Here is a 17,869-nt window from a genome sequence, read left to right as displayed (position 1 = left end):
GCGGCGCCGCACCGGGCCTCCCGTCCGGCACATGCGCACCTGGGAGGATGGGCACATGACCGACGTCACCACCGTGCCCCCGCTCGTCGCCGCGATCCCGGCGGCGGTGGACGGCGTCGTCGACCCCGACGAGGTCTACGAGGCCTTCGCGGACTGGGCCGCCGAGGGCGGCCGGCCGCTGTACCCGGCGCAGGACGAAGCGGTCATCGAGCTCGTCTCCGGCGCGAACGTCGTGCTGAGCACGCCGACCGGCACCGGGAAGTCGCTCGTCGCGGCCGGCGCGCACTTCGCGGCGCTCGCCGAGGGCAAGCGGAGCTACTACACGGCGCCGATCAAGGCGCTGGTGTCCGAGAAGTTCTTCCAGCTCGTCGAGCTGTTCGGTGCGCAGAACGTCGGCATGGTCACCGGTGACTCGAGCGTCAACGCCGACGCGCCGATCGTCTGCTGCACCGCCGAGATCCTGGCGAACCTGGCCCTGCGGCAGGGGCCGGACGCCGACGTGGACGTCGTCGTCATGGACGAGTTCCACTTCTACGGCGACCCCGACCGCGGCTGGGCGTGGCAGGTGCCGCTGCTCGTGCTCGAGCGTGCGCAGTTCCTGCTCATGTCGGCGACCCTCGGCGACGTCACCACGATCGCTGACGACCTGTCCCGACGCACCGGACGGCCCACCGCCCGCGTGACCGGTGTCTCCCGACCCGTGCCGCTCGAGTACCAGTACGTGATGACGCCCGTGCAGGAGACGGTGGAACGGCTGCTCGAGGAGGGCAAGGCGCCGATCTACATCGTGCACTTCGCCCAGGCCGCAGCCCTCGAACGGGCGCAGTCGCTGATGTCGGCGAAGGTCGCCACGCGCGAACGCCGTGACCAGATCGCGGACGCCATCGCCGGCTTCCGGTTCAGCGCCGGGTTCGGACAGACCCTGTCGCGCCTGATCCGGGCGGGCATCGGCGTGCACCACGCCGGCATGCTGCCGAAGTACCGACGGCTCGTCGAGCAGCTCGCCCAGCGCGGCCTGCTGCCCGTCATCTGCGGCACCGACACCCTGGGCGTCGGGATCAACGTGCCGATCCGATCCGTGCTGTTCACCGGGCTGACGAAGTTCGACGGCACGAAGATGCGCCAGCTGTCCGCGCGGGAGTTCCACCAGATCGCCGGTCGTGCCGGACGCGCCGGGTACGACACCGAGGGTGACGTCGTCGCCGAGGCACCCGAGCACGACATCGAGAACGCCCGCGCCGTCGCCAAGGCCGGCGACGACCCGAAGAAGAAGAACAAGATCAAGCGGAAGAAGGCGCCCGAGGGCTTCGTGTCCTGGGGGCAGGCGTCGTTCGAACGGCTGATCGCAGCCGAGCCCGAGCCGATGGTCTCGCGCATGCGGATCACGCACGCGATGGTGCTGTCCGTCGTCGCCCGTGGCGGGGACGCCTTCGCGGACGTCCGGTCGCTGGTCTACGACAACCACGAACCGCGCTCCCGGCAGCTCGCGATGGCCCGGCGGGCACTCGTCATCGCCCGGACCCTCATCAACGCCCGGGTGATCGAGAAGGTCGACGGTGGCTATCGTCTGACCGTCGACATCGCGCCGAACTTCGCGCTCAACCAGCCGCTGTCACCGTTCGCGCTCGCCGCGTTCGAGTTGCTCGACCCTTCTTCTCCCACCTATGCGCTGGACATGGTGTCCGTCGTGGAGGCCACACTCGACGACCCGCGAGCGATCCTGTCGCAGCAGCAGTTCAAGGAGCGCGGCGAGGCCGTCGCCCGGATGAAGCAGGAGGGGATCGAGTACGAGGAGCGGATGGAGCTGCTCGAGGAGGTCACCTGGCCTCGCCCGCTGTCCGAGCTGTTGGAGGCCGCGTACGAGGCCTACGCCGCAGAACAGCCCTGGGTGCTCGACTTCCAGCTGTCCCCGAAGGCAGTCGTCCGCGACATGTACGAACGCGCGATGACCTTCGGCGACTTCGTGCGCTTCTACCAGCTCACCCGCTCCGAGGGGCTCGTGCTCCGCTACCTGTCCGACGCGTACCGGACCATGCGGCAGACCATCGCCGAGGAACAGCGGACCCAGGAGCTCGACGACCTGATCGAGTGGCTGGGCGAGGTCGTGCGGCAGACCGACTCCTCGCTCGTCGACGAGTGGGAGGCGCTGCTCAACGGCGACGTCCTGCTGGCCTCCGAGGAGCACGAGGAGATCGCGCCGCCGCAGCCCGCACGGCTCACCGGCAACCCGCGGGCGTTTCGGGTGCTCGTGCGCAACGCCCTGTTCCAGCGGGTGCTGCTCGCCGCCGCCGACGACATCGACGGGCTCGGGGAACTCGACGCGACCGTCGGCTTCGACCGGTCGGCCTGGGACAACGTGCTCGAGGAGTACTACGAGGAACACGACACCATCGGCACCGATGCCGACGCGCGCTCGATGCAGTACCTGGTGCTGGACGAGAGTGGTGCCACGGCGTCACCCCGGGTCTGGAAGGCACGGCAGATCTTCGCCGACCCCGAGGGCGACAAGGACTTCGGGTTCTCGGCGACGATCGACCTGGACGCCTCGGACGAGGTCGGCGAGGCCGTCGTGCGGGTCACCGAGATCGGGCGGTTCGACGGGTGGGCCGAGGTCGACGTCGACTGAGCGGGGCGGGGCGTGTCGGCTCGGGGCTCGGGGCCGCTCCGGCGTGGGGGTCGCCGCACCACGACCACCACGCGCTCGGGCGTCGACCCGGCGTCTGGGGACCAGATCACGCAGCAGGAACGGCGCGACGGGACCTACTGACCGCCCGGAAGGGTCAGAAGAGGGTCGCGGGCGGGGTCGCGTCGGGCAGCGCGGACGGCTCCGCGACTTCGGCTCCCGGCCAGCCCGGACCGTGCGGCACGTCGGTGCCGTTCTGGAACGCGGTGGCAGCGCCGCGGGCACGGACGTCGGCAGCTTCGTTCATCTCGTGACCGACGTGGCCGCGGACCCACTCGAACGTGACCTTGCGGCCCTGCAGTTCGGCGTCGAGTTCCTTGATGATCTCGACGTTGAGGACCGGCTTGCCGTCGGCCTTCCGCCAGCCCTTGCGCTTCCAGCCGGCGAGCCACTCGGTGCAGGCCTTGATGGCGTACTGGCTGTCGCACAGGATGTGCAGCGGCTCACCGGTGTCCTTCGTGGCGCGGAGCAGCTGCAGGACGGCGGTGAGCTCGCCGATGTTGTTCGTCGCACGGGGCCAGCCGCCGGCCGCCCACCGGTCGTCGTCGACGTACCAGGCCCAGCCGGCGGGGCCGGGGTTGCCGAGGGCTGAGCCGTCTGCGGCGGCGACGATCGTCACGATGGGACCTCCTGGTGGTGCCGAGTGCTGGTCAACCGTAACGGACCGGCCCGGCCCCTCGGCTCAACGCCGAGCGGGGTCGATGTTGAGCGTGCTGCCCTCGAGCAGCCAGTCGTCGGCGCGTTGCTCCATGTAGGGGTTCATCCACTGCACCTGCGCCGGCGTGACGCCGAACCGCTCCGCGACCGTCGAGAGCTCGTCGCCGTGGGCGACCAGGTAGTTCGCCGGTCGGCCGTCGACGTCGGTGACGATGCCGTAGGCGCCCGGTCGGTCCTTGCCGACGGTGACCCGGAGGTCGGGGTAGGGGTTCGGGATCTTCCACGTGAGGTCAGCGGCGGCGAGCACCGATCCGGCCCACGGGCGCGCCGTCGAGTCCTCGTCGGCCACCGTCGCCGGCACGAGGACGACACTGCGCAGGTAGTCGGGCCGCGGGCCGGACTGCCCCATCGTGAACGAGGCCGGAGGAGCAACCGAGGCGTCCCACTCGACGAAGTCCCGTACCAAGCCGTCCTCGCCGTCGAGCGGCTTCGCGGGCCGGTGTCGGAACTCCAGACGCATCGGCTGTGGATTGGTCGTCCGGTAGTGGGACAGCTGCGCGTCGAAGGTTCCGTTGTCGTTCGCCACGACGCGGACGTGGATGCTCGTGTCACCGCTCGGCGAGACGACGTCGGTCTCCGCCGCCACGGTGCCGGCGGGCAGGGCCTGCTCGGGCTCGTGCTCGGGCTCGGTCTTGGTCTCGACCCGATCGGTGTCGCGCGTCGGATCCGGCGCGGGCTCCGCCGTGCGTTCGGCCGCCTGTCGCGTCGGCGTCGGGATCGCGTCGTCGCCGCCGAACGCCGTGCACCCTGTGAGCAGCAGCCCCACCAGGGCGGAGACGATCACCGCGGTCGTCGCGGTCCGTGTTCGTCCCATCGTTCCCCCTCGTCGGCAGCGTAGCGGGCGCGAGGGGCGTCATCGAGTGCGGGGAGCGGACCGAGCCGGACTCGTTACACGGGCCGAGGACTAGCGTCCGCTGCAGGAGGAAACACCATGAGCGACAGCATCCCGAACGCCCCCGGCCCCGAGCCGTCCGACGACCGAGCACGCAACGACGCGCTCCGCGACGCCGCTCACAGCGACGACGTCGACGGGGTCAGCGACCGCGAGCAGCGGGCAGCCGACACGTCGTACAGCCCGTCGAGCGAGCGTGAGATGGACGCATCCCAGACGAAGCAACGCGACGACGCCGACCTGCGTGAGGACGGCATCGACCCGTCCAGGGTCATCGCGGCCCCCGGGACCGGCGGTGCGGACGACGCCGGCGACGTGGAGCCGGAACCCGGTGACCTGCACCTGCCGTGGCAGTCCGAGGAGGACCGCCGGGGCTAGCTCGGCTACGACACCGAGTCCGGGTGGGAGCCCGTCCGCTGCCCGGACTCGAGCGTCGCGATCGCCGCGAGCTCGTCGTCGGTGAGCTCGAAGCCGTCGACGTCGAGGTTCGACCGGATCCGTGACGGCGTGACCGACTTCGGCAGCACCACGACGCCTTGCTGCACGTTCCACCGCACGAGCACCTGCGCCACGCTCACGCCGTGCGCGTCGGCGATGCCCGTCAGCACCGGCTCGTCGATCAGGCGCCCACGACCGAGCGGCGACCACGCCCCGGTGACGATGTCGTGCTGCTCGTGGAACGCGATGAGCTCGCGCTGCGGCAGCCACGGGTGGCGTTCGACCTGGTTCAGCGCCGGCACCTCGCCGGTCTCGTCGATGAGCCGCTGCAGGTGCGGCACCTGGAAGTTCGAGACACCGATGCTCCGTGCCCGCCCCGACTCACGCAGTTCCACCAGCGCACGCCAGGTCTCGACGAAGCGGTCGTTCGCGGCGGCCGGCCAGTGGATCAGGTAGAGGTCGACGGCGTCGAGCCCCAGCCGCTCGAGGCTGCCGTCGAACGCCCGCAGGGTCGTGTCGCGCCCCTGGTGGTCGTTCCACACCTTGGTCGTCACGAAGACGTCGTCACGGTCCACCCTGGAGGCGCGGATCGCGTTGCCGACGCCGGTCTCGTTGCCGTACATCTCGGCGGTGTCGACGTGCCGGTAGCCGGCGTCGAGGGCGAGACCGACCGCCGTCTCTGCTTCGGCATCGTCGACCTTGTAGACGCCGAAGCCGATCCCGGGGATCGAGCGGCCGTCGCGCAGGGGGACTGAGGTGACCATGCACCCATCCTGCCGGTGCCTGGCGGGCGCGCGCCGGGCCTCCAGGCCATCTGTGGAGAACGCGACCCGTGCGCCGGGCGCACGTTCCTTCCCATACCGACCGCGATGGCAAGTGGAAACGGGCGTACCTGGTCAGAACTTTCGACCAGGTACGCCCGTTTCGACCAGGTACGCCCGAACAGCCCGCCGCTCAGGTCGGCAGGTGCACCGGCTCGGTGTCGGGGAGCGGGCTGGCGTCACGGCCGCGCAGGTCGGGCAGCCAGCTCCGCATCGCCAGGGGGAGCAGCACGCCCAGCCCGGCCATCACTGCGCCGACGGTGAAGCCTCCGACGGGGCCGCTGCCGTCGATCAGGAACCCGGCGATCGCCGAACCGCCTGCGGCACCGATCAGTTGGCCGGTGCCCATCCAGCCGTAGGCCTCCGCCGTGTCGGAGAACTTGACGGTGGCGGAGACCGAACCGAACATCACCGCGAGGGCCGGTGCGATGCCCACACCCGCGATGACCAGGGCGAGGCAGAGCCACCAGAAGCCCGTGCCGCCGAGCGCCAGGGTGAGGCCGACGAAGACGACCGCCATGCGAGTCCACAGGGTGTTGCGCGAGATCGGGCGGTGGCCGAACGCCAGGCCGCCTGCGAGCGAACCGACCGCGAACACCGCGAGGACGATGCCGGCGTTCGGGCTGCCCTCGCCGAAGACGCTGGTGACGCTCGCCTCGACCGCGGCGCACGCCCCGATCAGCAGCAGGCCGGTCAGGGTGGCGACGACGACCGAGGGGCGCTTCAGCACGACACCGAAGGCGCGCTTCGATCGGGGGATGCGGACGCGGCCGAGCTCGGGGGAGGCGATGAACCACGCGCCGCCGACGACCAGGAACACCATCGCGACGACGATCGCCTCGACCGTGCCGACCTGGGTGGCGACGAAGGTGGTGATGACCGGGCCGGCGACCCAGATGAGCTCCTGCGCGCTGGCGTCGAGGGAGAAGAGGGGCGTGAGCTGCGCCGACGTCACCATCTTCGGGTAGATGGTGCGCACCGCGGGCTGCACGGGCGGGACCGCCAGGCCGCCGAGGAACCCGACCACCACGTACCCCCAGAGCGGCATGTACACGAACGCGATGACCACCATGCTCACGAGCGCGACGATGCTCGTCAGGATGAGGACGGGGCGCATGCCCCAGCTGCCCATCCACCGGCTGGTCAGCGGCCCGGCGATCGCCTGCCCGATGCTCGTCGTCGCGAGCACCAGCCCGGCGGCGCCGTAGGAATCGAACACGTGCTCGACGTGCAGCAGGTACGCCAGCGACAGCATGCCGAACGGGAACCGTGCGGTGAGCTGTGCGGCGATGACACGACCCACGCCAGGGGTCTTCAGGAGGGGCCCGTACGTACTCACGAGACGAGTGTACGGACCGGCCGGACGGGGCTGTCCCCCGTCCTGGGGAGGGGCGGTTCGCGACACGCCGATGCGCTGATTCCACACATGTGGATCGGGACTGTCCACCGGTGTGGGGAAGTGTCGGTGGTCGGCCGGAGACTGGCGGAAACTCGGGCCTCCCGGGAATCCACAGACTGTGGAGGACGTTGTGGAGAACTACATGGCTGTAACACTTCCTCTTGTGGTCGGTGCTGCGGCTAGCCACTAGATGTAGTGTGGAGGCATCGCAGCGGCCCCTCCCGGACACGACTGCGGACAGACATCAGCACCACCTCCACAGCACAGCAGAAACCAGTAGGAACCAGGGGAGAACATGGCCGTCACCGTCTACACCAAGCCGTCCTGCGTCCAGTGCACCGCGACGTACCGGGCCCTCGACAACAAGGGCATCGAGTACGAAGTGCACGACGTCTCCACGGACGAAGCAGCGCTCGAGCACGTCAAGAGCCTCGGCTACATGCAGGCCCCCGTCGTCGTCACGGACGACGACCACTGGTCGGGCTTCCGCCCCGACAAGATCGCGACCCTCAGCGCCGAACTGGCGTAGTCGCCTTCCGTCCTGCGGACGGTCACCCCGGTCCCGTTCAGGAGGCCCGGCGATCGCCCGCAGGACACCCCCGGTCCGCCTGTTCCGCACCTTCTCCAGAGGAGCGCACCATGAGCCGATTGGTCTACTTCTCGAGCGTGTCCGGGTACACCGCGCGCTTCGTCGAGAAGCTCGGCCGCGACGCGGACCGGATCCCGCTCTACCCGAGCGAACCGTTCCTGCACGTCGACGAGCCCTACGTCCTGGTCCTGCCCACCTACGGTGGCGGCAACGGCGAGGGTGCAGTCCCCAAGCAGGTCATCAAGTTCCTCAACGACGCCCACAACCGCTCGCTCATCCGCGGCGTGGTGGTGGGTGGCAACACGAACTTCGGCGAGGCGTACGGCCTCGCAGGGGACGTCATCGCGCAGAAGTGCAACGTCCCCCTTCTGTACAGGTTTGAACTCTTCGGGACCCCTGACGACGTGTCGGCGGTCAACTCAGGATTGGATGCATTTTGGACGCAGCAGTTGCAGACGTCGATCTGACGTCGCCGCAGACGGGGATGGACTACCACTCCCTCAACGCGATGCTCAACCTCTACGACGCGGACGGGAACATCCAGTTCGACAAGGATCGTGAGGCCGCCAAGCAGTTCTTCCTGCAGCACGTCAACCAGAACACCGTCTTCTTCCACAACCTGAAGGAGCGGCTCGACTACCTGGTCGAGAACGAGTACTACGAAAAAGCCACGATCGACATGTACTCGCTGGACTTCATCCAGCGACTCAACGACCTGGCGTACTCGAAGAAGTTCCGGTTCCAGACGTTCCTCGGCGCGTTCAAGTACTACACGAGCTACACGCTCAAGACGTTCGACGGCAAGCGGTACCTGGAGCGCTTCGAGGACCGCGTCGTCATGACCGCCCTCGGCCTGGCCCAGGGCAACGAGCAGCTCGCCATCGACCTGGTCGAAGAGATCGTCGCCGGCCGCTTCCAGCCCGCGACCCCCACGTTCCTCAACACGGCGAAGGCACAGCGCGGCGAGCTCGTCTCCTGCTTCCTGCTCCGCATCGAGGACAACATGGAGTCGATCTCGCGCGGCATCAACTCCTCGCTGCAGCTCTCGAAGCGCGGCGGCGGCGTGGCCCTGCTCCTCTCCAACATCCGCGAGGCCGGCGCCCCGATCAAGCAGATCGAGAACCAGTCCTCGGGCATCATCCCCGTGATGAAGCTGCTGGAAGACTCCTTCTCCTACGCGAACCAGCTCGGTGCGCGTCAGGGTGCCGGCGCGGTCTACCTCAGCGCCCACCACCCGGACATCATGAAGTTCCTCGACACCAAGCGCGAGAACGCCGACGAGAAGATCCGCATCAAGACGCTGTCCCTCGGCGTCGTCGTGCCTGACATCACGTTCGAGCTCGCGAAGAACAACGAGGACATGTACCTGTTCTCGCCGTACGACGTCGAGAAGGTCTACGGCGTCCCCTTCGGCGACGTCCCGATCTCCGAGAACTACCGCGCGATGGTCGACGACTCGCGCATCAAGAAGACGAAGATCAAGGCGCGTGACTTCTTCACGACCATCGCCGAGATCCAGTTCGAGTCGGGCTACCCGTACATCGTGTTCGAGGACACGGTGAACAAGGCCAACCCGATCAAGGGTCGGATCAACATGTCCAACCTGTGCTCGGAGATCCTGCAGGTCAACACCCCGACGACCTTCAACGAGGACCTGTCCTACAAGGAGATCGGCAAGGACATCTCCTGCAACCTCGGCTCGCTGAACATCGCGCTGACGATGGACTCGCCGGACTTCGGCAAGACCATCGAGACCGCCATCCGCGGGCTGACCTCGGTCTCGCAGATGTCGCACATCACCTCGGTGCGTTCCGTCGAGGACGGCAACGACAAGTCCCACGCCATCGGCCTCGGCCAGATGAACCTGCACGGCTACCTCGCTCGTGAGCGCGTCTACTACGGCTCCGAAGAGGGCATCGACTTCACGAACATCTACTTCTACACGGTGCTGTTCCACGCCCTTCGTGCGTCGAACAAGATCGCGATCGAGACGGGCGAGACCTTCGACGGCTTCCGCGACTCGAAGTACGCGTCGGGTGAGTTCTTCGACAAGTACACCGACCAGACGTGGACGCCCGCGACCGCTCGTGTTGCCTCGCTCTTCGACAACGCGAACATCACGATCCCGACGCAGGACGACTGGAAGGCGCTGAAGGCGTCCGTCCAGGAGCACGGCATCTACAACCAGAACCTGCAGGCCGTCCCGCCGACCGGTTCGATCTCGTACATCAACCACTCGACGTCGTCGATCCACCCGATCGCGTCGAAGATCGAGATCCGCAAGGAAGGCAAGCTCGGCCGCGTCTACTACCCGGCGCCGTTCATGACGAACGACAACCTGGACTACTACCAGGACGCGTACGAGATCGGCCCGGAGAAGATCATCGACACGTACGCCGCGGCGACGCAGCACGTGGACCAGGGCCTGTCCCTGACGCTGTTCTTCAAGGACACCGCCACCACGCGTGACATCAACAAGGCGCAGATCTACGCATGGCGCAAGGGCATCAAGACGATCTACTACATCCGTCTCCGCCAGCTCGCGCTGGAGGGCACGGAGGTCGAGGGCTGCGTCAGCTGCATGCTGTAGAGCTGCCACTCTGCTCCCTGGAGGCGCGGTGCCAACCCGCACCGCGCCTCCAGTCCGTCACTTAGTCACCATCTCTGTAAGGAACACACGTTGGTCGAGAAGCTGAAGCTCATTGATCGGGTCCAGGCCATCAACTGGAACCGCATCCAGGACGACAAGGACGTCGAGGTCTGGAACCGTCTCGTCAACAACTTCTGGCTGCCCGAGAAGGTGCCGCTGTCGAACGACGTGCAGTCGTGGAACACGCTGACGCCGGCCGAGCAGACCCTGACCATGCGTGTGTTCACCGGTCTCACCCTGCTCGACACCATCCAGGGCACCGTCGGCGCCGTGTCGCTCATCCCCGACGCGATCACCCCGCACGAGGAAGCCGTCTACACGAACATCGCGTTCATGGAGTCGGTGCACGCCAAGTCCTACTCGTCGATCTTCTCGACCCTCGCGTCGACCCGTGAGATCGACGAGGCCTTCCGCTGGTCCGAGGAGAACCCGAACCTGCAGAAGAAGGCGTCCATCGTGATGGACTACTACCAGGGCGACAACCCGCTGAAGCGCAAGGTCGCCTCGACGCTGCTCGAGTCGTTCCTGTTCTACTCGGGCTTCTACCTGCCGATGCACTGGTCGTCGCGCGCCAAGCTCACGAACACCGCCGACCTGATCCGCCTGATCATCCGTGACGAAGCCGTCCACGGGTACTACATCGGGTACAAGTACCAGAAGGGCCTCGAGACCCTCACGCAGGCCGAGCGCGACGAGCTCAAGGACTACACGTTCTCGCTGCTGTTCGAGATGTACGAGAACGAGGTGCAGTACACGCAGGACCTCTACGACGAGGTCGGTCTGACCGAGGACGTCAAGAAGTTCCTGCACTACAACGCCAACAAGGCGCTGATGAACCTGGGCTACGAGCCGATGTTCCCGAAGAACATCACGGACGTGAACCCGGCCATCCTCTCCGCCCTGTCGCCGAACGCGGACGAGAACCACGACTTCTTCTCGGGGTCCGGGTCGTCGTACGTCATCGGCAAGGCCGTCAACACTGAGGACGAGGACTGGGACTTCTGACCCTGGTCTGACTCGTGGGGACGCCCCGCTGGCTTCGGCCTGGCGGGGCGTTTCCGTGTGCTTCGAAGCCGAGGCCCCTGGACGACGCCTGCAACGCAACAAGAGGATGTTGCTTGGGTTGCTGATCGTGCCGGCAGCGTTTACCAAACAGCCTCAACCGAGCGGCCGGCATCGCCGAGAGCTGTGCGTCGGGCTCAGGCGGATCTGGGGGTCTCGCCAACCGAGTTTGGGATCCCTATGGGACTCCCGGACGAGTGACAGCTCGGCGGAGACCTGGCGCCGCGAAGTGGCGTATGCATACAGCGCCACCCGCCTTCCGCGCGGCGTGATAGGTCTGAAGTGGGGCCTAGTCCCTGCTTCCCTGACGTCATCCTCGGTCTTCCGGTCTTGCCACTGGTTGAACTCGGTCCGTTTGTCGAGCCGGTCAGATGCTCGGTGTCCAGGAAAGACTGCGCGAGCCAGCGAAGTCGCCGCTAGCGTTCGAGCGCACGGCGCACAACACACGACCACGCTTGGCGACCGCAGCGAAGACCGTCGTGAAGTCCGCTGACTGTTGCCGATCACTCCGCTCGGCGAAGAGCACCTCGCGACCGCGGACGGTCCCTGGAACTGAGCGTCGTCAAGCACCGGGGTGACGCCGCCGCGACGTGACCGGTGGGGCGGGCCGCGGCCGTGCCTCCAGTCCGGGTCTGGAGGCACGCCTCCAGCGGGCGCGACGGCGCGGGCCGACAACCGCTCACGCTGGCGGCGTCGTTCCCGCGCCCTCGGTGTCGTCTGCGCCCGCCGGGCCGGTGTCGGCCTGGTCGAGGTTTTCGCGCGGGTCGCCCATGTCACCGGTCGCCTTGCCCGCGGGGGACAACCCGAAGTGCTTGCGGACGGCGTTCGCCTCGGTGACGGACAAGGTGTTCCCGGCTCCGGCGGACGGCGCACCCTTGACCGCGCTCTTCGTGTACCCGACGTGCAGGTCCGTGCCGTCGAAGGTGGCGTCCTCGACCGGGACGAGCGTGGTGTGACCCCCGCGGAGTCCGGTCGTGACGCTGACGAACGCGGCGCTGCCGTGCTCGTCGGAGGGGAACACCTGCGCGACCTTGCCTACCGACGCGCCGTCGCGGTCTCGGACGGTCGCGTGCTCCACTTCGTGGATCTGGTCCTTCGTGATCATGTGTGCAGTCAACGCCCTCGGCCTGACGCCGGTGAGTCAGTCTGCGCGTCCTCGTGACCGGTCTGATCCTCGAGCGCCGCTCGGCGTACCGCGAGGTGGGCAGCAGGAACGGAGAGGGCTGCGCCGCCCACGAAGATGACCGACGCGACGATCACCGGGGCGGGGGTGCGGAGCGCGGGCACGAGGATGCACACCGCGCACCAGAGGACGGTGATCACGCCCGAGATCAGCGTCGGAGGCAGCGCCGCTCGGTGCCCGGTCCGCCAGGCGTCGTCGCTGGACATCGTGGCGCGTCCGGACGCCGGCGAGGTCGTTCCGGCCGAGCTGCCCGGTCGCAGCTCGCCACGTCAACCACATCACGAGGACCGATCCGCCGATCTCGAGGGCGAGTGCGGACACCATGGCTCCGGGCATGGTGACGACGCTAACGCCCTGGAGCATGAACGGCAACATTCCGGACGCTCGGTGGCGAGCGAGCGTCCCGACGCTGATGGCTGGGGACCGGCCGCGAGCCGACTCGACTGAACGTCGAGAGATGGCTGCCCGAGAGGGGAAGCATCACGAAGGGGCTCACCGGACGACGGCTGCGCTCTCGCTGGAACTGGATCGGCCGGTCGTACGCTCCCTCCCGGGCGGGTCCGATCCTCAGACGACCGTCGCTGAACTGGCCCATCGCACCTCCGGATTGCCGCGAGGTCCGACGAGGATCCGCGATGCCCGTCGACCGCCTGGTTGCGCAGGGTCATCGGCCGTCCAGTAGTGTCGTAGAACAGATTGCGGTCCACACGGGGGTGTGCGTGACGATTGTGTTCGATGACGGGGCAGCAGATGCCCTCATCGCTGCTGCGGAGGGGGCTTCCGGGGACCTGCGGTCGCAGGCTATGGCGGATCGGGTGCGAGTCGAGGCGGCGGTTCGGGACTTCCGCGGCAGCTACGCGACGCTCTTCACGACCGACAGCACGATCCGGTCGGAGGACACGCAGCGTCTCGCCGGTGTCTTCGCTGACCTCAAGACATCGATCGATCGGGCGAAACGCGAGGCTGAATCCGAGCGGCGCCGACTCCGGGAATCGCGCGATTGGAGTGCGCGTGAGGAGGAGCGTGAGCAGCGTCGCGCGTCCGGGGATCCGCTCGCTGTGGCGTCGGCCTACATCGACGGCGTGATCGACCGACGTCCGGATGACACGGCTGTGCACCCGACCCCCGGTCACGGCAACGTTCCTGCCGAGGGCGCGCCCGCGCACGGCTGGCGGGAGCTCGGGAAGCACGTCCTCCGCGGATCCTGATGCGCTCCTGACGTTCGTCGGGGCCAGCAGAGCGGCCGACGGCAGCGCTGGGCAGCACCTGATCCGGGTGAAGAACGCCTGGACCCGCTTCTGCTCGGCTTGCTCGTGGGTGCCGGTCCAGGGTTCGACAGTCGTGGCGGGGTTCGACCAGCTGATGGCCGAGAACGCCCTGGAGGCGAGCTGGATCGAAGGCATCGCGAACGCCTTCGACCGCGCTGGCGGCGGCGCTCTCCCGGACCTGACGCTCGACGCCGTGGCGACGGTGACCGCGTCGCCAGCGCTGTCCGAGCTGCTCCGGCCGGGTCTGACCCCTGCCGAGGTCGCCGCGGCTTGGGCGAAGGTCCCGCAGACGGACGAGTACATCGAGTCCTTGCCGTTGGCGACGCAGTACCTGCTCGCAAACCTCGACGGCATCCCTGCTGCGAAGCGCGACATCGCGTCACGAGCCGTGCTTGCAGCGGCGGTGCGGGATCCGGAGCGCGTGTACACGCTCATGGGCTTCGGCGAGAAGCGCATCGGCCGGTCGGACTTCGAGGAACAGGTCAACGCGCTGCAGGAGGCCGTCGACGCGGCCGACCTCAGCGCTGAGACACTCCCCGGCCCTGCGGCGTCCAAGACGGCGCAACTCGTTGGATTCGGGGAGCACGACGGTGCGCTGGTCGCCGCCGTGTCGCTTGGGAACCTCGACAAGGCGAAGAACGTGACGGTGAACGTGCCGGGGATGAACTCGGACGTGGCTGGCATGGGCGAGCGCGTCGTGGCCGCCGAGGGATTGTTGCGCCAGGCGCACAGCGATGACCGATCGCAGACCTACGCCGTCGTTTCCTGGGTTGGCTACCACGCGCCGAACCCGGCGGAGGTGGGCGCACCCGACCGATCGGAATCCGGCGCAGGCCAACTGGCCTCCTTCGTGGACGGTGTCTTCGACAGCAGGTCGGACGGTGGCCCCGACACCTTCACGGTTGCAGCGCACTCGTACGGCTCCACCACCGCGGTGCAGGGGCTTCAGTTGACGGAACACCAGGTCGACTCGTTCGTGTCGTACGGGTCCGTCGGCTTCCCGCGCGGGACCGAGATCGACGACGTCCACGCCGCGAACGTGTACGTGACGGCCGCGAAGGACGATCCGTTCGCGCCGGTCGGTCAATGGCTGGGCGTGGCGACCCGGGCAGATCCGCTCGGGTTCGACGGCGTGCAGGAGTTCTCCTCGGAAGCAGCCGAGGGTACGAGAGGGGTGACGGGCCACGACATGTGGCACGACTCCGATTCGGACGACGTCGGGTACCTCTCGAATGACTCGACCACGCTCCGCACGCTGGCGCAGATCGTCGCAGACGGGAAGATGGGGCCATGAGAGTCAAGATTCGTCCCCGACTGCGCGGCGCGATCGTGACCATGCTCGCGGCCGTGGTGCTCGCGACGACCGGATGCGTCTCAGGCGGCGCAAGCAGAGGAGGCGACGTGACCGGACAGGACGCGCAAGACGCAGCAGGCAAGACTCAGGCGCAGGTAGCCGATCTCTCGTTGCAGGACGAGTTCGAGCTGGCTGGCGAGCGGTACGAGCACGGGCAGGCCGTGCTCGCAGCCGCACAACGACAGATCTCGGACGGCACGTGGTACTGGAACGGCGGAGACGTCCGTCCTCTGCCCGCAGGCGACGACGCGTTCGGCAAGGCGCCGGAGGGTGCGACCGACGAGAACTCCTACGCGTTCCGAGCCGTACGGATCATCGAACCGGAGGGTGCGACCGGCGCGGTGGAGGACCTCGATCCGATGCAGCGCTACTTCGATGAAGAAGGGTGGCGCTGGAGCAGCGCGAAGGTCGGTACGGATCACGAGGTGCGGGCCGACACCAGTGACGGATGGTGGGTGACCTGGAACGTGCGGCCGAACGGGCAGTACTCGCTCGGGGTGTACAGCGAGGCGTTCTGGGCACACGATGCTCCGGAGCTCATCAAGGCGATCGCACTGCGCGACCCCGCCGACTTCCCCGATGAATCCGAGCCGGGTGTCTCGGAGCCGTTCCCGAAGTGGAGCGATCCTGTCCGGCAGCGCTGATCTCCGGACGAGGGTGCGCCTCGCAGACGCCGACCGGTCTGCGAGGAACTCCCGCGTGGCACTCACTCGGTGGAGGGCCGTCACCGGCCGCCGAGCGACCGCAGCCGCACTGCTCATGGTGGTCGTCCTCTCCGGCTGCAGCGCCGGCATCGGGAAGACTCCCGAGCAGGCGAAGGAGTCCATCGCCACGTTCGTCGAGGGCTCGACCGACGTGGTGGGGGACGGCTGGGAAGTAAGCGACGGTCCGGGGCTCGGGAAGTGCGGCCGGGGTCTGGGGCAAGGGGGCGTCCAGTACGTCTACGCCATGGTCCGCTCCGCGAGCGCTGACCCGAAGGCCGACGTCAAGGCGGTGGAACAGCACTGGAAGGAACTCGGGGTCACGACCGAGCGGTACCAGACCGGCGGCGAGGACCCGATCCTCGGCGTCCGGGGCAGGGGCGGTCCGGTGAGCTCCTCCGACTTCCGCGCGGATCCCCGCGGGTACACGATCGACGGCAGCTCGCAGTGCGTCGCGGGGGACTTCGAGAAGATGAGCCTCGACAGTCAGGAGTGACGACCGCAACCTGACCACCGGAACCGAGCCGCGCCTCCAGACCTGCCCGCGACGCGAGCCCCTGCCGGGCGCGACATGGAAGACGGCCCGCCCCGTTGCCGAGGCGAGCCGTCCGGTCGGACCGGGACGCTAGCGCGCAGCCGGCACCGCCACGCGAGCGAGCTCGGCCCGCACGATGTCCGCCCCAGCGGACAGCGCACTGAGCTTGTCCAGCGCTGCACCCCGCGCCAGGGGAGCCATCCCGCAGTTCGAACTGGGGATGAGCTTGTCGGCATCGACGTACTCGAGCGCCCGCCGCAGCGCCTCCGCGACCTCTTCCGGGGTCTCCACGGTCTCGGTCGCGACGTCGATGGCCCGAGCATGACCTTCTTCCCACGGATCAGCTCGACGAGCTCGAGCGGGACGTTTGAGTGGATGCACTCCAGCGAGACGATGTCGATGGACGACTGCTGCAGGAGCGGGAAGGACTGCTCGTACTGCCGCCACTCGGCGCCGAGCGTTTCCTTCCACTTGTTGTTCGCCTCGATGCCGTAGCCGTAACAGATGTGCACGGCGGTCTCAGCGTGGAGTCCTTCGGTGGCGCGCTCGAGCGCGGCCACGCCCCAGTCCTGCACCTCGTCGTGGAAGACGGTGAAGGCGGGCTCGTCGAACTGGATGATGTCGACGCCCGCGTCCTGGAGCTCGCGCGCTTCGTGGTTGCAGATCGTCCACCTCCGCAGGCCCTCTCGCTGAGTCCGGAGACGACACGCCCGGGTCACTTCTGAAGTTGAATATCTGATGTATTGGTGAGTTGACTGCTCATTGTCGGCAACGCCGCCGACGACGAGACCCGGCGTTGGGGCCGGAGAGTGAGGGGAAGTTTCATGAAGCAGTCGACCTACGGGCGGATCGTCTCGATCGGCGCAGTGTGCGCCGTCGTCGCCACCTCCATCATTGGTGCCGCGCCAGCCAACGCCGCGGCCGCACCGCCCGCCGCCGGTGACGTTGCCGCTCCGCGAACGCCGTCTGCAGTGTTGTCGGCTATCCGCGCCGACCTCGTTGCTTCCGGAGCCTCGTCTGACGTCGCGGCCTTCGACCACCTCAACGCTGAACAGCGACACGAGCTCGCCTCGTACTTCTTGGATCCGGCTGTTGCGTCTGCCGCAACTGCCGCCTCCGACGAGAGAGTGCTTGGCCCGGCGACCGTTCGCACGAGCGGGGACTTCGAGTGGGGTGAGGTGGAATCGTCGGGGGCCGAGCGAAGCGAGGATGGCGTCGGGGTGGGGACCAGGGCGGCATCGCGGTCGTCCTGGGGCACACAGTGGTTCGCCTTCGCTGGAATCAGGCTCACCGAGACGAAGGTTTCGATGTCGTACGAGTACAGCGGTACTACGGCGAGGAAGATGCTCGGATACTCGTGCACGGTCGTCAGGAACGTGCAGCCGTTCACTCAGGTGACGACCTCCAAGAGCAGCGGCTACATCAGTGGCGGACAGGCCACCGCGAAGTGCAAGGTCGTCGTGAAGCGTGGCGTGCCGACCCCATGGGGAACGATTGCGTGGAGCACGTACTCCGCGGTCCAGCGGCTCAGCGCCAAGGGCAACGGCGCGATCACCTACAACCGCTGGGAGTGAACG

At 67.9% G+C, this 17,869-nt stretch carries 17 protein-coding genes and 1 pseudogene; 11 read left to right on the top strand and 7 right to left on the bottom strand.

Going from position 1 to position 17,869, the window contains the following annotated elements:
• The first annotated feature begins 55 nt into the window (after positions 1 to 55).
• Positions 56 to 2,626, top strand: coding sequence for an RNA helicase (locus tag DEJ30_RS10245; protein ID WP_110861062.1), 2,571 nt, complete (start codon positions 56 to 58; stop codon positions 2,624 to 2,626).
• Positions 2,627 to 2,780: 154 nt separating this feature from the next.
• Here the strand turns inward: DEJ30_RS10245 and DEJ30_RS10240 are convergent, their stop codons facing one another.
• Both DEJ30_RS10240 and DEJ30_RS10235 read right to left on the bottom strand, forming a co-directional pair.
• Positions 2,781 to 3,302, bottom strand: coding sequence for a ribonuclease H (locus DEJ30_RS10240; RefSeq protein WP_110861060.1), 522 nt, complete (start codon positions 3,300 to 3,302; stop codon positions 2,781 to 2,783).
• Between the two features lie 63 nt (positions 3,303 to 3,365).
• Positions 3,366 to 4,214, bottom strand: a complete 849-nt coding sequence (locus DEJ30_RS10235; protein ID WP_146238554.1) for a LysM peptidoglycan-binding domain-containing protein — start codon at positions 4,212 to 4,214, stop codon at positions 3,366 to 3,368.
• A 117-nt stretch (positions 4,215 to 4,331) separates the two neighbouring features.
• On the opposite strand from DEJ30_RS10235, the gene DEJ30_RS10230 reads away from it, so the two are divergent.
• Positions 4,332 to 4,670, top strand: coding sequence for a hypothetical protein (locus tag DEJ30_RS10230; RefSeq protein ID WP_110861056.1), 339 nt, complete (start codon positions 4,332 to 4,334; stop codon positions 4,668 to 4,670).
• A 5-nt stretch (positions 4,671 to 4,675) separates the two neighbouring features.
• Here the strand turns inward: DEJ30_RS10230 and DEJ30_RS10225 are convergent, their stop codons facing one another.
• Together DEJ30_RS10225 and DEJ30_RS10220 are read right to left on the bottom strand one after the other, a co-directional pair.
• On the bottom strand, positions 4,676 to 5,494 hold the full coding sequence (locus DEJ30_RS10225) for an aldo/keto reductase (RefSeq protein ID WP_110861054.1): 819 nt from the start codon (positions 5,492 to 5,494) through the stop codon (positions 4,676 to 4,678).
• Between the two features lie 190 nt (positions 5,495 to 5,684).
• Positions 5,685 to 6,890 (bottom strand): MFS transporter, encoded by a 1,206-nt coding sequence (locus DEJ30_RS10220; RefSeq protein ID WP_110861052.1) that lies wholly within the window; start codon positions 6,888 to 6,890, stop codon positions 5,685 to 5,687.
• A gap of 355 nt (positions 6,891 to 7,245) precedes the next feature.
• Here DEJ30_RS10220 and nrdH point away from each other — a divergent pair, with 355 nt between their 5' ends.
• The 4 genes from nrdH to nrdF all read left to right on the top strand — a co-directional run bounded on the left by nrdH (position 7,246) and on the right by nrdF (position 11,194).
• Complete coding sequence (gene nrdH / locus DEJ30_RS10215; protein WP_017886897.1) at positions 7,246 to 7,479, top strand: glutaredoxin-like protein NrdH; 234 nt, start codon at positions 7,246 to 7,248, stop codon at positions 7,477 to 7,479.
• A gap of 110 nt (positions 7,480 to 7,589) precedes the next feature.
• Positions 7,590 to 8,006, top strand: a complete 417-nt coding sequence (gene nrdI / locus DEJ30_RS10210; protein WP_027465945.1) for a class Ib ribonucleoside-diphosphate reductase assembly flavoprotein NrdI — start codon at positions 7,590 to 7,592, stop codon at positions 8,004 to 8,006.
• Positions 8,007 to 8,023: 17 nt separating this feature from the next.
• Entirely contained in the window at positions 8,024 to 10,129 is a 2,106-nt protein-coding gene (gene nrdE, locus DEJ30_RS10205) for a class 1b ribonucleoside-diphosphate reductase subunit alpha (protein ID WP_110861050.1), read from the top strand.
• 90 nt (positions 10,130 to 10,219) lie between these two features.
• The gene (gene nrdF / locus DEJ30_RS10200; RefSeq protein ID WP_017886894.1) at positions 10,220 to 11,194 is read left to right on the top strand and encodes a class 1b ribonucleoside-diphosphate reductase subunit beta; all 975 of its coding nucleotides are present in this window, start codon (positions 10,220 to 10,222) and stop codon (positions 11,192 to 11,194) included.
• 736 nt (positions 11,195 to 11,930) lie between these two features.
• Here nrdF and DEJ30_RS10195 read toward each other — a convergent pair.
• Complete coding sequence (locus DEJ30_RS10195; RefSeq protein WP_110861048.1) at positions 11,931 to 12,356, bottom strand: hypothetical protein; 426 nt, start codon at positions 12,354 to 12,356, stop codon at positions 11,931 to 11,933.
• A gap of 8 nt (positions 12,357 to 12,364) precedes the next feature.
• Entirely contained in the window at positions 12,365 to 12,574 is a 210-nt protein-coding gene (locus DEJ30_RS10190) for a hypothetical protein (RefSeq protein WP_146238553.1), read from the bottom strand.
• A 495-nt stretch (positions 12,575 to 13,069) separates the two neighbouring features.
• On the opposite strand from DEJ30_RS10190, the gene DEJ30_RS10185 reads away from it, so the two are divergent.
• The 4 genes from DEJ30_RS10185 to DEJ30_RS10170 all read left to right on the top strand — a co-directional run bounded on the left by DEJ30_RS10185 (position 13,070) and on the right by DEJ30_RS10170 (position 16,253).
• A complete protein-coding gene (locus tag DEJ30_RS10185) occupies positions 13,070 to 13,642 on the top strand; it encodes a hypothetical protein (protein WP_110861044.1) in 573 nt (190 codons plus the stop codon).
• 133 nt (positions 13,643 to 13,775) lie between these two features.
• A complete protein-coding gene (locus DEJ30_RS10180; RefSeq protein WP_181420089.1) occupies positions 13,776 to 14,996 on the top strand; it encodes an alpha/beta hydrolase in 1,221 nt (406 codons plus the stop codon).
• 107 nt (positions 14,997 to 15,103) lie between these two features.
• Positions 15,104 to 15,700 (top strand): hypothetical protein, encoded by a 597-nt coding sequence (locus DEJ30_RS10175; RefSeq protein ID WP_146238552.1) that lies wholly within the window; start codon positions 15,104 to 15,106, stop codon positions 15,698 to 15,700.
• Between the two features lie 55 nt (positions 15,701 to 15,755).
• Positions 15,756 to 16,253: a hypothetical protein gene (locus tag DEJ30_RS10170; protein WP_110861037.1), complete on the top strand. Its 498-nt coding sequence runs from the start codon at positions 15,756 to 15,758 to the stop codon at positions 16,251 to 16,253.
• 129 nt (positions 16,254 to 16,382) lie between these two features.
• Here DEJ30_RS10170 and DEJ30_RS10165 read toward each other — a convergent pair.
• Positions 16,383 to 16,957, bottom strand: a pseudogene (locus tag DEJ30_RS10165) (methionine synthase); the annotation flags it as partial.
• 159 nt (positions 16,958 to 17,116) lie between these two features.
• Here DEJ30_RS10165 and DEJ30_RS10160 point away from each other — a divergent pair.
• Positions 17,117 to 17,866 (top strand): hypothetical protein, encoded by a 750-nt coding sequence (locus tag DEJ30_RS10160; RefSeq protein WP_111090978.1) that lies wholly within the window; start codon positions 17,117 to 17,119, stop codon positions 17,864 to 17,866.
• Positions 17,867 to 17,869 lie beyond the last annotated feature (3 nt).

The sequence above is a fragment of the Curtobacterium sp. MCPF17_003 genome, from assembly GCF_003224385.1.
Lineage (GTDB): Bacteria > Actinomycetota > Actinomycetes > Actinomycetales > Microbacteriaceae > Curtobacterium > Curtobacterium flaccumfaciens.
The sequence above is the reverse complement of the archived record's forward strand: the minus strand, read 5'-3'. Positions and strand labels throughout refer to the sequence as shown.